We start from the raw sequence: 14,817 nt of genomic DNA, 5'->3' as shown, positions 1-14,817 counted from the left end.
TTAAAAAGACAGCGTAGCCGTTTTTACTTGTCGAATTGACTAAGATTTAAGGGAAGCATTGTATTCTCATCAATCATCGTTTGAATGAATTTCAGTGAAGCCTGCAGCTCCGGTTCCGAGAATTCACCCATTTTCTCGATGAATTTCTCCTCCAGGTTCTCGTGCATCCGCGCGTGGAGTTCAAAGAGCTGTCTGCCTTTAGGAGTAAGGCTGAAGTAGATTTCTTTCTTGTTGTCATTCATCCGGCTCCGCTTAATGCAGCCATCCTGGAGAAGCTTGGTGCTGATCTTAGTGATGCTCGCCTTGGACAATTTCATGGCCTCCGCGATGGTGGTGCTGTTGACAGGCTCTTGATGGCCGATGCAGTCGATGACATGAATACTGGTCAAGCTGGTTGAAGTGAGAGTAATCCCGTATTTCCGTGTGAGATCAGTAAATACATCCATTTCGGTTACAAAAGTCTCTTCAACTAAATGGGATAGATGGAGAAAACGGTCATACAGCAGCCGCTTAAGTCCTTCAGAGGAATGCATAGGGGTTAGCATCTCCTTTCTGCAAAGTACCTTTATTCTAACTTAAAATTATTAACGTGTAAACTAACTGTTCAGATAAGTTATTTATAATAAATTAACTGATATTAAATTTAATAATACAGATTGACATCGTGTTTCTTTCAAAATATAGTTAACTGGTAAACAATATTAATTATTGATTGCCAAACGATATTTTGGGGGGGATGAAGATGAAGGATGTGTTCACAACGGTTAGAGAACGGCGGACCATTCGGAGATTCAGCGCTGCACCGGTTGAACAAGAACGGATTATTTCGTTGGTGAATGAGGCAGCTGGCTTATACGAAGCCAAAGGAACGCCGCACTGGCGCTGTCTTTACTTTGGCACTCCCGAGTCCCGTGAAGAGCTGGCTGAATCCATGATGGCGAAGGTGACGGGCACATGGCTCGGGAAGCTACTTCCTGCCCCAATGACAGATCTTCTAAAAAAGCAAATCACGGGTACTCCCGCTCATGTGATCTTCATTGCAGAGTCTGCCAGTACGGAGCTGGAGCGGGACGAGAATTACGCCGCGGTCTGCAGCATCATGCAAACGGTACAGCTTCTGGGCTGGGAACAAGGGCTGGGGATGCTGTGGTTCTCAGATCCCATGATTCTGAGCGAATCGTTCTATGAGCTCATCGGTTGGCGGGAAGGTGAGAGGTTTGCCGGAATGCTGGAAATCGGCTACTTTGACAAAGCGCCGCGAGGACGAAAAAGAACACCGGCAGAACGAAAATGGACGATTATCGGCGAAGACAGCAGCCAGCTTGCGGATGCCGCCCCTTTCTCCGCATACAATGTCCTGAGGCTGCTGAACGAGGCGGTCTGGGCGCCGAATGACGGCATGCGGGAGCCTTGGCGGTTCATCTATGTGACGGGCGATCAGACAGAGGCCTCAGGCAAACGTCGGTTCTCTGAAGAGGCACCTTCTCCGCCGTTCCTTCTAGTCGTAGCCAGAGAAGAGACAGACCCGCACAAGCAGAACGAGGATTATGCCGCGGTGTGCAGCTTGATACAGAATTTTCAACTGCTGGCCCAGTCCGAAGGGCGGCACATTCGCCGCAGGATTCCGGGATGGGTCTATGACCGGAAGCAGTGTGAGTCCTTCGGGCTTCGTCCGCTGGAGAGGATCGTCGCAGTGCTTGAAGCGGGGGAACCTAAGCGATATTCAAATTCCGGGTTTCGTTCTCCCGCAGTGAAGATAACCATTAATTAATTTGATAAAAAAGGGCCGTTGTAATAAAATTAGTGAGAATCATTGATAATCATCCTGATTCACTTTATAATAATTATAATGTGATATAAAATCTAATTGCTTGTAATCAGGGTTAACCTGTGACAATACAACTTTCTGATTTCGCAAATCGATCAATGGAGGGAATATTAATTATGGCAGCAGAATTTGTCATTGAGGGACTGAAAGCGACGATTGAAGGAAAAGAAATTCTGAAGGGGATCAACCTTCAGATGAAGGGCGGGGAAATTCACGCCGTAATGGGACCGAACGGTACTGGTAAAAGTACTCTGGCCTCCGCGTTGATGGGTCACCCGAAATATGTTGTTACAGAAGGCACAGCTGTGCTTGAAGGTGAGGATCTGCTGGAGATGGCCGTGGATGAACGTGCCCGTGCCGGACTATTCCTGGGGATGCAATATCCAAGCGAAATCAGCGGAGTGACCAACTCCGACTTCCTGCGCAGTGCGATTAATTCCCGCCGTGAAGAGGGCAGTGAAATCTCGCTGATCAAGTTCATCCGTCTGATGGAAGCCAAGATGAAGGAGCTGGATATGAACCCTGAATTCCTGCACCGTTATCTGAATGAAGGCTTCTCCGGCGGGGAGAAGAAACGTAATGAAATCCTGCAAATGATGATGCTGGACCCTAAGATCGTCATCCTTGACGAGATTGACTCGGGCCTTGACATTGATGCGCTCAAAATTGTCGCCGATGGTGTGAACTCCATGCGCAGCCCGGAACGCGGCTTCCTGGTTATTACCCACTATCAGCGTTTGTTGAATTATATCAAGCCTGACTATGTTCATGTCATGATGCAGGGACGGATTGTGAAATCGGGCGGTCCTGAGCTGGCACAGAAACTGGAAGCAGAAGGCTACGAATGGATCAAGGAAGAGCTCGGCATTGAAGACGAAACCGTAGGACAAGACGCTTAGAAACGCTGGAAGGAGGAAACCACTTATGACGACGCAAACCATACTTCCCGTGGACGCCCAGCAGCTCAGCGCACAGTCGCAGAGTAGCGGCGAACCGGGCTGGCTGAAGGACAGCCGCTTGAAGGCACTGGAGCTTGCTGCTGAGCTTGAACTGCCGAAGCTGGAGAAGACACGGATCGACCGCTGGAATATCAACAACTATGGCGAATTTAAGGCGAGCCAGGCGCTGGCCTCCCTTAACGAGGCTCCTGCCTCTATCGCCGGACTGATCAAGGGCCAGGAGGAAGGCAGCCTGATTATTCAACGCAATTCAGGGGCAGTGTATGCCCGCCTGGCTCCGGAGCTGGCTGCGCAAGGCGTAATCTTCACTGATTTGCAGAGTGCTGTCAAAGAGCATGGAGACCTGGTCCAGCGTTATCTGCACAAGGCAGTCTTGCCGCAAGAGCACTCTATTGCAGCACTGCATGCAGCGCTGTGGAACGGCGGGGTGTTCCTCTATGTTCCGAAGAATGTGGTCATTGAGACTCCGCTGCAGGCGGTGCTGCTCGCTGATGACGCCGAAGCTGCTTTTGCTCCGCATATTCTGATTGTGGCTGATTCTAACAGCTCTGTAACCTATGTAGACAACTATGTATCTGATAAATCCGAAGCGGGGCTGCACAACGGAGCCGTTGAAGTATTCGTCGGCGCTGGTGCGACGGTACGTTACGCCACTGTACATCAACTGGGACAGGATACAACGGATGTGACTTACCGCCGTGCCGTTGTGGAGAATGACGGTACTATCGAATGGATCATCGGTGAGATGAACTATGGAGATACAGCCAGCGATACCAAATCGGTGCTCAAAGGCAACGGTTCAAGCTCAGATGCGAAGGTCATTGCTGTAGGCTCCGGCTCGCAGAAGCTGAGCTACACTACACAGGCGCAGCATTTCGGACGGAATACACCGAGTGACATGATCACCCGTGCTGTTATGCGGGATTCAGCAACCTCGATTATTAACGGAATTACGAAGATTGAGAAGGGCGCTACCAGAGCTGACGGACAGCAGACTGAGAAGGTTCTGATGCTAAGCCCCAAAGCACGCGGAGACGCCAACCCGATCCTCCTTATAGATGAAGATGATGTAACCGCAGGCCATGCCGCTTCCGTAGGACAGGTCAATTACGAGCAAGTCTATTACCTGATGTCCCGGGGATTATCGCGGCATGACGCAGAAACACTGATCATATACGGCTTCCTTGCACCTGTTGTGTCGCAAATTCCACTGGAGGGACTGCGCAATCAGCTCCAAACTCTTGTGGAAAGGAAGTTAGGCCAATGATTAGCAGTCAGATCCGGGAGCAGTTTCCCATCCTGAACCAGAAGATCAACGGCCATCCGCTGGTCTACCTGGACAGTGCGGCCACTTCCCAGAAGCCGCGTCAAGTCATTGAGGCGGTCAAGTCTTACTACGAATGGGATAATGCCAACGTACACCGCGGGGTGCATACCCTGGGGAGCCGGGCAACCGATGCGTATGAAGGCGCCCGCGAGAAGCTGAAGAACTTCATTAATGCCCGCAGTGTGAAGGAAATTATCTTCACACGCGGGACAACGACCGCGCTCAACATTGTAGCTTCCTCTTACGGTCCTTCCGTCCTGAAGGAAGGGGATGAGATCGTGATTACCCAGATGGAGCATCACAGCAATTTCATTCCCTGGCAGCAGCTGGCCAAGAATACCGGGGCTACCCTGAAATTCCTGCCGCTGCAGAAGGACGGTACGATCACGCTGGAGGATGCCGAGCAGACGATTACTGCCCGGACCAAGATCGTAGCCATAGCGTATGTATCTAATGTCATGGGCGTTACTCATCCTATCAAAGAGCTTGCAGCGATTGCCCACCGGAACGGTGCAGTAATCGTGGTGGACGGTGCACAGAGCACTCCGCATCTGAAGGTGGATGTGCAGGACCTGGATTGCGATTTCTACGCCTTGTCGGGGCACAAGATGCTTGCGCCTACTGGTATTGGTGCTCTCTACGGCAAGAAGGCGCTGCTGGAAGCTATGGAGCCGGTTGAATTCGGCGGCGAGATGATCGATGACGTCGGGCTGTATGAGTCTACCTGGAAGGAGCTGCCATGGAAGTTCGAAGGCGGAACACCGATTATTGCAGGTGCCGTCGGCTTAGGAGCAGCGATTGATTTCCTGCAGGAGGTCGGGATGGATGAGATCCACCGCCACGAAATGCAGCTTGCAGCATATGCGGAACAGCGGCTGTCGGAGGTCAGTGATCTGACGATCTATGGTCCCCGCAACCGTCAGGTGGGGGTAGTCACCTTCAACCTGGGTGATGTTCATCCGCATGATGTGGCCACCGTGCTGGATGCGGAAGGCGTGGCTGTCCGCGCGGGGCATCATTGCTGCCAGCCGCTCATGCGCTGGCTGGAGGTTAGCTCCACCGCCCGGGCGAGCTTCTACCTGTACAACACTGAACAGGATGTAGATGCGCTGGTGCAAGCCTTAATTAAGGCAAAGGAGTATTTCAGCTATGAACTTGGATGATTTATATAGACGCGTAATTATGGATCATTACAAAAATCCCCGGAATCGCGGCTCATTTGAAGATGACGCACTTAAGATTGAGCTCAATAACCCTACCTGCGGCGACCGCATTACGCTTCAGCTTAAGGTGGAGGACGGCGTCGTCCAGGACGCCCGTTTCAGCGGCGAAGGCTGTTCAATCAGCATGTCGTCGGCTTCGATGATGACGGAAGCGGTCAAAGGCCAATCGATAGCGCATGCGCTTGAGATGGCTGACAGCTTCTCCTCTCTAATGAAGGGTGAAGAAGCAGATTTCGGTGACTACGAAGATATTGAAGCCCTGTCCGGTGTTAATAAATTTCCGGCGCGGATCAAATGTGCCACTCTGGCCTGGAACGCGCTGCGCAAAGGCATAGATACGCAAAGAAGCTTATAAAATAATATTACACTCAAGGAGGCTGACACCATGGCTAAGAAAGCGCCTGATATGGAGGAATACCAGTACGGATTCCGTGACGAGCACAAGTCGATATTTCAGTCTGGTAAAGGACTCACGGAAGAAATCGTCCGGGAAATCTCCGCAATCAAAAACGAGCCGGATTGGATGCTGGAATTCCGGCTGAAATCCCTGGAGCAGTTCCGTAAGATGCCTATGCCGAAGTGGGGCGGCAATCTGGATGATCTGGATTTCGAGGATATCCAATATTATGTTAGACCTTCCGAGAAGCAGGGCAAGACTTGGGAGGAGGTTCCTTCCGAGATCAAAGAGACCTTCGACAAGCTGGGAATTCCGGAAGCGGAGCAGAAGTTCCTTGCCGGTGTCTCTGCACAGTATGAATCTGAGGTAGTCTATCACAGCATGCAGCAGAACCTGGAGGATCAGGGTGTAATCTTCACAGATACGGATTCCGCACTGCGTGATCATCCTGAGCTGTTCAAGAAGTTCTTCGGCACAATAATTCCGCCTGCTGACAACAAGTTCGCCGCACTTAACAGTGCCGTTTGGTCAGGAGGCAGCTTCATCTATGTTCCGAAGGGTGTGAAGTGTGAAGTTCCTTTGCAGGCCTACTTCCGCATCAACTCCGAGAATATGGGACAATTCGAGCGTACGCTGATTCTGGCAGACGAAGACAGCTTCGTGCATTATGTTGAAGGCTGTACTGCCCCGATCTACAGCACGAACTCTCTGCATAGTGCAGTGGTTGAGATTCTCTGCATGAAGAACGCCCGTGTCCGTTATACCACCATTCAGAACTGGGCACCGAACATCTATAACCTCGTTACCAAACGTGCGGTTGCCGAAGAGAATGCTACGATGGAATGGGTAGACGGCAACATCGGCTCCAAGCTGACTATGAAATATCCGGCGGTTGTTCTTAAAGGCCGTGGAGCCAAGGGTTCGGTCTTGTCCATCGCGGTAGCGGGCAAGAACCAGCATCAGGATGCAGGCGCCAAAATGATTCACTTGGCACCGGATACCACCTCAACCATCGTATCCAAGTCGATCAGCAAGCACGGCGGCAAGGTCACTTACCGTGGACTCGCTTCCTTCGGCCGCAAGGCAGAAGGTGCGAAATCCAATATCAAATGCGATACGCTCATTCTGGATAACGAGTCCACCTCGGACACGATTCCTTACAATGAGATCATGAACGATAACATTGTGCTTGAGCACGAAGCGACGGTCTCCAAGGTATCTGAGGAGCAGCTATTCTACCTCATGAGCCGCGGTCTTTCCGAAGCTGATGCTACACAGATGATTATCATGGGCTTCATCGAGCCGTTCACCAAAGAGCTGCCGATGGAATATGCGGTCGAGATGAACAGATTGATCAAGTTCGAAATGGAAGGCAGTATAGGGTAAACTAGCTGCCTCCTTCAATAACCAGGCGATATACAGTGAGTGTCCACAGAACTTTGATGCAGGTTGGTCAAAGCTCTGTGGGCACTTTTGTGTTTTATAGGAACATAAAATACATTTATTAGGCTTCCAAAAAGCTGCTTCGCATTGTTGAATCTTGCTATATCTTAATTGAGCAGTATTTGCGAGGAAATAGCAGCATTTAAAACGACGGGCGTCCTTTAGCCCCTGCTTAAGCCCGGTTTATTCCGGAAAAAGAGGGAAAACGGTGGTTTCTCCCCTTTGCCGCATTAAATTAGGGATGATAAACTGCTTAAAGTCACTAAATTGGAAGCGCTAAAAAAGCTAGCCTACAGTTCGATATTTAGAGACCAAGTTCTTGCTTACGGGGCAGGTTACTTCGTAAAGCTAAGTTTATGCTTACGGAGCCAGCTTTACTTCGTAAAGCTTTAAGGAGGAGAGATATGGATGTTCTCAGGCAACTGCGGGGCTTTTATCGGGAGAAGCTGCACTATCTGATTCTGTCGATTGTATGTTTGGCGGCCGCAACTGCAGTGGGGCTTATTACCCCCAATTTGTTAAGGAGATTGATCGATGATGTTATTGTTCCCCTAAAGTTTACTGAGGTGCCCGTACTCGCTCTCAGTGTGCTTGCTGTCATTATTGTCAAGGCGTGCCTGCAGTTTGCCCATGGATTTTTCGGCGGACGGCTGGGGAATTTCCTGGCCTACCGGCTGCGCAATGCCTGCTATGAGAAGCTGCAATTCCTGTCCTTCCGTTATTATGATACGGCGAAGACAGGTGACCTGATGTCCCGGCTGACCGGGGATTTGGAAGCAATCCGGATGTTCATTGGCTTCGGATTTGCCCAATTGCTGAATGTGTTCTTCATGGTTCTGTTCGGCTCCATTATGATGTTCACCATCAATTGGCAGCTGACGCTGGTTACTCTGATCACAATGCCGTTTTTGGCGGTAGTCGCACTCAGATTTGAATCCAAGATTCATCCGGCCTTTCAGGAGATGCGCCTGGCGTTAAGTTCCCTGACAACGGCTGTACAGGAGAATGTCACCGGGGTAAGAACGGTCAAATCGTTTGCCAGAGAGGCCTACGAAGTTGATAAATTCTCACACCGTAATGAACGTTATAAAGATAATCAGATTTTTGCAGCTGAGCTGTGGAGTAAATTCTTCCCGTTCATGGAGCTGCTGGCTTCGGTCAGTGTAGCGATCCTGCTGGGTGTCGGCGGTACGCTGGTGATCAACGGGAAGATGTCGCTGGGTGAGCTGGTTGCGTTCTTCAGCCTGATCTGGTACATCATCGGTCCGGTATGGGGGCTAGGGTTCCACATCAACAACTATACCCAGTCGAAGGCCTCCGGCGAACGTGTGCTGGAAGTGCTGAATCAGCAGATTGATGTCCGGGATAAAGAGAATGCCCGCGAGCTTGCAGCGGCTGAAGTGAAAGGGGAGGTCGAGTTCGATCATGTGACCTTCGCTTACGGCAACAAAATGCCGGCAGTCAAGGATATTCATTTCCATGCCGAGCCGGGTGCGGTCATTGGCTTCCTCGGCGGAACGGGGTCCGGTAAATCCACGATTACCCAGCTGATGATGCGTGCTTATGATGTGAATCAGGGCAGTATTAAGCTTGACGGTGTGGATATCCGTGAGTTCCAGGTCCGCAGTCTGCGCTCGCAAATATCGACGGTGTTCCAGGAGACCTTCCTGTTCTCCTCATCGATCCGTAATAATATCTCTTATGGACTGAAGGATGTCAGCATGGATGAGATTATCCGTGCCGCCGAGCTGGCGAAGGCGCATGACTTCATTATGGAGATGCCGGAAGGCTATGATACCGTAGTCGGTGAGCGGGGAATGGGTCTCTCGGGCGGCCAAAAGCAGCGGATTGCCATTGCCCGCGCGCTGCTCAAGAATCCGCGGATTCTTATTCTGGATGATGCCACCAGTGCGGTGGACATGGAGACGGAGCATGAGATTCAGGCCGGGTTCCAGGAGGTTATGCGCGGACGGACCACCCTGATTATTGCCCACCGGATCTCCTCCCTGCGTCATGCCGATCAGATCATTGTCATGAATGAAGGGAGAATGGTCCAGCAGGGCACCCATCAGGAATTGATCGCTGTCCCGGGACCTTATCAGGATGTATACCGGATTCAGTACGCCGATTATTTAGCCAGGGATAACGGACGAGAGGCAGGTGATCCGGCATGAGTCTTGAGACCTCCAAGAAGGCCGCTGACGGCGTATTAAATACCGACAACAGTAAGGTTGAAGAACAGACGCTTGAAGAACGTTTTATCTATAAAGACGATGATGTGATCGACAAGGCTTTTGACTGGAATCAGTTCACCCGCTTATTCGGCTATATGAAGCCATATGCGAAGCAGATGCTGCCGCTGGTCTCGATCATGATGATTCTGGGCACGATTACCAAGCTGACGGTTCCATTCCTGACCAGTATGGCGATTGATAAAGCGATTGCTCCAAAAGAGGGAAGCACCAGCTTGACGCTGCTCTACACGCTCACAGCCAGTGTAATCGTGCTGTATCTGATTCAATGGATCGCCGGCGTATACCGGATCAAATATACGAATGTGATCGGCCAGCGGGTGATCTATGACCTGCGCTCGGACCTGTTCCGGCATATCCAGAAGCTGTCCTTCAATTTCTTCGATAAACGTCCGGCCGGGTCAGTGCTGGTCCGGGTGACCAATGATATCAACTCGCTGCAGGATTTGTTCACCAACGGGGTGGTCAATCTGATGATTGACTGTGTGCAGCTGCTGGGTATTATGATTATTCTGCTGCTGATCAACTGGAAGCTGGGGCTGGCCGTAATGATTACGGTGCCCATCATGTTCCTGATCTCGACCAAGCTGCGGCAGAGAATCCGGATTGCCTGGCAGGATGTGCGCATGAAGAATTCCCGGATCAACTCCCATCTAAATGAGTCGATACAGGGGATTCGCGTCACCCAGGCCTACACACAGGAAGAAGAGAACATGCATTATTTCGATGCCATGAATATGGACAGCCGGAAGTCGTGGAACAAGGCCTCAGCCATGAACCAGGCATTCGGTCCGATCATTGAAGTCACCGGCGGCTTCGGGACGATGATTCTGTTCTGGTTCGGGGCATACCTGATCCAGTCTGGAGAGCTTACGGTCGGCTTCCTGGTCGCCTTCAGCAGTTATGTCAGCAACTTCTGGGACCCGATCAACCGGCTCGGGCAGATGTACAATCAGCTGCTGGTGGCGATGGCTTCCTCCGAGCGGATCTTCGAGTATCTCGACGAACAGCCTGCGGTGCAGGATAAGCCGGGAGCAACGCCGCTGTCCAAGATTCAAGGGGATATTCACTTTAATAACGTAGTGTTTGAATATGAGAAAGGCCGTGCGGCACTCAAAGGCATCAATCTGGATGTCAAAGCAGGCCAGTCCATCGCCCTTGTAGGACATACCGGCTCCGGCAAAAGCACGATCATCAACCTGATTGGCCGGTTCTATGATATTAAGAGCGGTCACATTACAATTGACGGCCGGGATATCCGCGAGGTTACACTCCAGAGTCTGCGCGAACAGATCGGGATTGTACTGCAGGATACCTTCATCTTCTCGGGAACGATCCGCGACAACATCCGCTTCGGGCGGCTGGATGCCACGGATGAAGAGATTGAAGCGGCTGCGAAGGCCGTAGACGCCCATGATTTCATCGTCAAGCTGCCTGCCGGCTATGATACCGAGGTGGAGGAGCGGGGAAGCGCACTGTCCATGGGACAGCGCCAGCTGCTGTCCTTCGCCCGGGCGCTGCTGGCCGATCCGCGGATTCTGATTCTGGATGAAGCGACCGCCAGTATTGATACGGAGACGGAGATCAAGATTCAGGAAGCGCTGAAGCTGCTGCTTCAGGGCCGGACCTCCTTCATCGTCGCCCACCGCCTCTCGACCATCCGCCATGCGGATAAGATCGTAGTGCTGGATCACGGCGAGATCAAGGAAGAAGGCAACCATGCCGAGCTGACCAAGCACGACGGTATTTATAACGGATTAATAGAAGCACAGTTCCGCTTCTTATAGATGCACATGCAGCAGCCTGGCCCCGATGTGAGGGAGGGGCTGCTGTTTTTTTGCGTTTGGAATAATAAGGGGAAATGTAGAGTTCCTTCTAGTTAAGGCCGTTTCCCCGGCTTCCCGCTTACCCGGACCTCCAGCAGCTGCACGCTGATCTCCTGCTGCCATCCGGTATCTTGAGTACCCTCTGCCAACAGAGCTTCGATATGGAGGCGGGCCATTTCCCAGCAGTAGACGGTGTTGACATGCAGGCAGTGCTGAAGCTCGTCTTGCTCCGCCGGAGCCAGCGGACGCTTCAGACTAAGGGTATATAGCTCGGCAAGGCGCTGATGAACCGCAAGCATCCTATCTCCTCCTTGTATTACTGTCTTCTATTAGCGTGACCCTGGAGATGCGGTTTCAAACCGGAATGAAGCCTAATATGAATATTCAGATCTTTAGAATAAAAAAGTTCTTGAAATCGCTTTTATTTATGCTACAATAACAGTAATACAGGATTGTGACCGGTAACGCGGGCAATGCCTAAGCTGATGCGAGTATCATTTTATGAATGATATTGGGATCAACTTAGGCTTTTTTTGTACAAACTATGCGTCAGGAGGTGAAATTGAGATGATTATCGAGAAGGTGCTGAACAATAATGTGCTCCTGACCAAGAACCAGAAGGGCAAGGAGGTTATTGTGATGGGCAGAGGAATTTCCTTCAATAAGGTGGCGGGTGATTATGTGGACCCTGCCAAGGTGGATAAGATTTTTCTGCTGAATGAGAATGAATTCACTGCCCGGCTGACTGAACTGCTGAATGATATTCCGGTAGCTCACCTGGAGCTGGCCAGCGGCATCGTCACCTACGCGAGTGGAGTGCTGCACACAGAGCTGAACGATAATCTCTATCTGACGCTGACGGATCATATTCATTTCGCGCTGGAGCGTTTTGAGAAGGGGATTCAGCTGAAGAATGCGATGCTGTTTGAGATCAAGCGCTTTTACCCGAAGGAATTCGGAATCGGGCTGGATGCCCTGAAGATGATTGAACAGACCACCGGCCTCTCGCTGGGTGAGGATGAAGCCGGCTTCATTGCCCTTCACCTGGTCAACGCCAGAATGGATGGCACGGAGGTAAGATCGACGATCAAGATGACGGAGATCGTTCAGAATATCCTGAACATCGTTACCTATCATTATAAGGTTGTGCTGGACGAGACTTCGCTTAATTATTCGCGGTTCCTGACCCATCTGCAGTATTTTTCCATGCGGGTGCTGAAGAAGGAGACCAACAACAGCGGGGAAGAGTTCCTGTACAATCAGGTGAGGCTAACCTATGTCAAGGCTTTCGAATGCGTAGGCAAGATTAATGAATATCTGGAGAAATCCCATGGCCAGAGCCTCAGCAAGGATGAATATGTCTATTTGACGATTCACATTCAGCGTGTAACTGAACGCAATAATCTGGAGTAACACGTAACATACGTAAGACTACAATATTTCATATATTTTCATATCATCTGTCAGGGTGTAACTGGTCATGCAGGCAAAACCTGAGCTGATGGCAAAATAGCGTGTGTTCTACGCCTTTTTTGCCTTGAGTTCAGGTTTTTCTTGTTTGCAGAGGGGAAAGATAGAAGGGCTGGCACAACTCGCCTCTGCAGCGATGCTTATATTACAGATTTCAGAAGGAGCAAACCCAAATGAGCAATAAAGACTTATCCAAACAAATTATCACACTCGTTGGCGGAGAAGAGAATGTGAATTCCGTCTTCCATTGTGCCACGCGCTTAAGATTCAAGCTGAAGGATAACAGCAAAGCCAATAAAGCAGCGCTGGAGAAGACTCCGGGAGTCATCACAGTTGTTGAGAACAGCGGACAATTTCAGGTGGTCATCGGCAACAATGTCAGCCAGGTGTTCGAGCAGATTATGAAGGAAACCTCGCTTCAGGATGCGGAGAAAAGCGGCAGTGACGAAAGCTCGGAAAGCACCGGAGTTCTGGGTAAAGCGGTGGACATCATTTCGAGTATTTTCTCGCCGATTCTGGGTGCACTGGCCGGGGCGGGGATTCTCAAAGGCTTGCTGGCCCTGATTCTGTCACTGGACTGGATTAGTGCTGCCAGCGGCACCTACATGATCCTCAATGCGGCTGCCGACAGCGTGTTCTATTTCCTGCCTGTCTTCCTGGCGGTTACGGCAGCGCGCAAATTCAAGGCGAATCAATTCGTGTCCATTGCCATAGCCGGAGCCTTGATCTATCCCGCAGTCATTGCGGCTGTAGGCTCACCTGACCCGCTGCACTTCCTGGGGATCAAGATCGTACTGATCAACTATTCCTCCAGCGTGATCCCGATTATTCTGGCGGTATGGGTGCAGTCGTATGTGGAACGCTGGTTCCGTTCCTTCATTCATGAGTCCGTGCGGAATATTCTTGTTCCCATGTTCGCACTGCTCATTGTTATTCCGCTTACGTTCCTGGCCTTCGGACCTGTCGGCTCCCTGATCAGTGACGGCTTGGCCTCTGGCTATACCTGGCTCTACAATCTAAGTCCGCTTGTGGCCGGAGCCATAGCCGGGGCGTTCTGGCAAGTGTTCGTAATCTTCGGTGTACACTGGGGCTTCGTACCGATCATGCTCAGCAATATTGCTACACTGGGACAGGATACCATGCTGCCTATTCTCAGTGCGGCCGTTCTGTCGCAGGCCGGGGCTGTATTCGGTGTATTCCTGAAATCGCGGAACCCTCAGCTTAAGGCACTTGCCGGTTCTTCTACACTATCTGCGGTCTTCGGGATTACTGAACCAACCATTTATGGAGTCACCCTGAAGCTCAAAAAACCGTTCATCTATGCGTGTATCTCCGGCGCTATCGGCGGTGCAATTATTGCAACAGGCGGCGCAAGAGCATTATCCTTCTCGCTGCCGGGTCTGCTGGCTCTGCCGACCTATTTCGGCACGGGATTTGTCTGGGTAGTCATTGGTATACTGGTAGCATTTGTACTGGCCGCTGTACTGGTGCTGGTGTTTGGCTACGAGGAGCCTGAGACAGATGCTGCGGCATCGGTTAACTTAAGTGCAACCTCGGGTACGACTACACCGACGCTGATTGATAAAGAACTGGTTGTAAGCCCGCTGGCAGGAACGCTGCAGCCGCTTGACACCCTGCCTGACGAAGCTTTTGCTTCCGGCGCCATGGGCAAGGGCATTGTAATCGAGCCTTCTTCCGGCATCTTAACCAGCCCTGTGAATGGAACGGTAACTACTGTATTCCCCACAGGACATGCCATCGGCATCACTTCGGAGGGCGGTGCGGAGCTGCTGATTCATGTCGGTGTCAATACCGTGAAGCTTAAGGGTCAGCATTTTACCAAAAAAGTGAAGGAAGGCGAGAAGGTGGTCAAGGGTCAGCTATTGCTTGAATTTGACCTCGAAGCCATCCGTGCAGCCGGATTTGTAACCGCGACACCGGTGATTGTCACCAACTCGGCACAGTACCTTGATGTGCTTAAGAGCACAGCGACAGAAGTACCTAGCGGCGAGATACTGTTTACACTTATTCGATAAAAAGATAGCCTCCCCCGGCCGGGGGAGGCTATCTAGTTGGTATTCAACTTCAAGCA

At 51.1% G+C, this 14,817-nt stretch carries 12 protein-coding genes; 10 read left to right on the top strand and 2 right to left on the bottom strand.

Annotation, left to right across the window (positions count from 1 at the left end; all coding sequences use genetic code 11):
- Positions 1 to 23: 23 nt before the first annotated feature.
- On the bottom strand, positions 24 to 533 hold the full coding sequence (locus tag MKY96_RS19160) for a MarR family transcriptional regulator (RefSeq protein WP_340942411.1): 510 nt from the start codon (positions 531 to 533) through the stop codon (positions 24 to 26).
- A 209-nt stretch (positions 534 to 742) separates the two neighbouring features.
- Here MKY96_RS19160 and MKY96_RS19155 point away from each other — a divergent pair, with 209 nt between their 5' ends.
- From MKY96_RS19155 to MKY96_RS19120, 8 genes are all read left to right on the top strand, one after another.
- Positions 743 to 1,771, top strand: a complete 1,029-nt coding sequence (locus tag MKY96_RS19155; RefSeq protein WP_340942410.1) for a nitroreductase family protein — start codon at positions 743 to 745, stop codon at positions 1,769 to 1,771.
- Positions 1,772 to 1,944: 173 nt separating this feature from the next.
- A complete protein-coding gene (gene sufC / locus MKY96_RS19150; protein WP_340942409.1) occupies positions 1,945 to 2,727 on the top strand; it encodes a Fe-S cluster assembly ATPase SufC in 783 nt (260 codons plus the stop codon).
- Positions 2,728 to 2,752: 25 nt separating this feature from the next.
- The gene (sufD, locus tag MKY96_RS19145) at positions 2,753 to 4,054 is read left to right on the top strand and encodes a Fe-S cluster assembly protein SufD (RefSeq protein ID WP_340942407.1); all 1,302 of its coding nucleotides are present in this window, start codon (positions 2,753 to 2,755) and stop codon (positions 4,052 to 4,054) included.
- Entirely contained in the window at positions 4,051 to 5,277 is a 1,227-nt protein-coding gene (locus MKY96_RS19140; RefSeq protein WP_340942405.1) for a cysteine desulfurase, read from the top strand. The genes sufD and MKY96_RS19140 overlap by 4 nt, the downstream gene beginning before the upstream one ends.
- Entirely contained in the window at positions 5,264 to 5,692 is a 429-nt protein-coding gene (gene sufU, locus MKY96_RS19135; RefSeq protein ID WP_036721441.1) for a Fe-S cluster assembly sulfur transfer protein SufU, read from the top strand. The genes MKY96_RS19140 and sufU overlap by 14 nt, the downstream gene beginning before the upstream one ends.
- A 30-nt stretch (positions 5,693 to 5,722) precedes the next feature.
- Positions 5,723 to 7,120, top strand: a complete 1,398-nt coding sequence (sufB, locus tag MKY96_RS19130; RefSeq protein ID WP_340942403.1) for a Fe-S cluster assembly protein SufB — start codon at positions 5,723 to 5,725, stop codon at positions 7,118 to 7,120.
- Positions 7,121 to 7,581: 461 nt separating this feature from the next.
- Positions 7,582 to 9,351: an ABC transporter ATP-binding protein gene (locus MKY96_RS19125; protein ID WP_340942401.1), complete on the top strand. Its 1,770-nt coding sequence runs from the start codon at positions 7,582 to 7,584 to the stop codon at positions 9,349 to 9,351.
- Positions 9,348 to 11,216, top strand: coding sequence for an ABC transporter ATP-binding protein (locus MKY96_RS19120; RefSeq protein WP_340942399.1), 1,869 nt, complete (start codon positions 9,348 to 9,350; stop codon positions 11,214 to 11,216). The genes MKY96_RS19125 and MKY96_RS19120 overlap by 4 nt, the downstream gene beginning before the upstream one ends.
- A gap of 92 nt (positions 11,217 to 11,308) precedes the next feature.
- Here MKY96_RS19120 and MKY96_RS19115 read toward each other — a convergent pair whose 3' ends face one another.
- Positions 11,309 to 11,554 carry a DUF7667 family protein gene (locus MKY96_RS19115; RefSeq protein ID WP_340942397.1) on the bottom strand — a complete coding sequence of 82 codons (246 nt, stop codon included), beginning with the start codon at positions 11,552 to 11,554 and terminating at the stop codon, positions 11,309 to 11,311.
- Positions 11,555 to 11,822: 268 nt separating this feature from the next.
- Between MKY96_RS19115 and licT the strand changes: the two genes are divergently transcribed.
- The gene (gene licT, locus MKY96_RS19110) at positions 11,823 to 12,668 is read left to right on the top strand and encodes a BglG family transcription antiterminator LicT (protein WP_340942395.1); all 846 of its coding nucleotides are present in this window, start codon (positions 11,823 to 11,825) and stop codon (positions 12,666 to 12,668) included.
- 230 nt (positions 12,669 to 12,898) lie between these two features.
- On the top strand, positions 12,899 to 14,761 hold the full coding sequence (locus MKY96_RS19105) for a beta-glucoside-specific PTS transporter subunit IIABC (RefSeq protein ID WP_340942392.1): 1,863 nt from the start codon (positions 12,899 to 12,901) through the stop codon (positions 14,759 to 14,761).
- Positions 14,762 to 14,817: the final 56 nt, after the last annotated feature.

The sequence above is a fragment of the Paenibacillus sp. FSL R7-0302 genome (assembly GCF_038006885.1).
Lineage (GTDB): Bacteria > Bacillota > Bacilli > Paenibacillales > Paenibacillaceae > Paenibacillus_AQ.
This window is presented reverse-complemented; position numbering and strand designations above follow the sequence as displayed.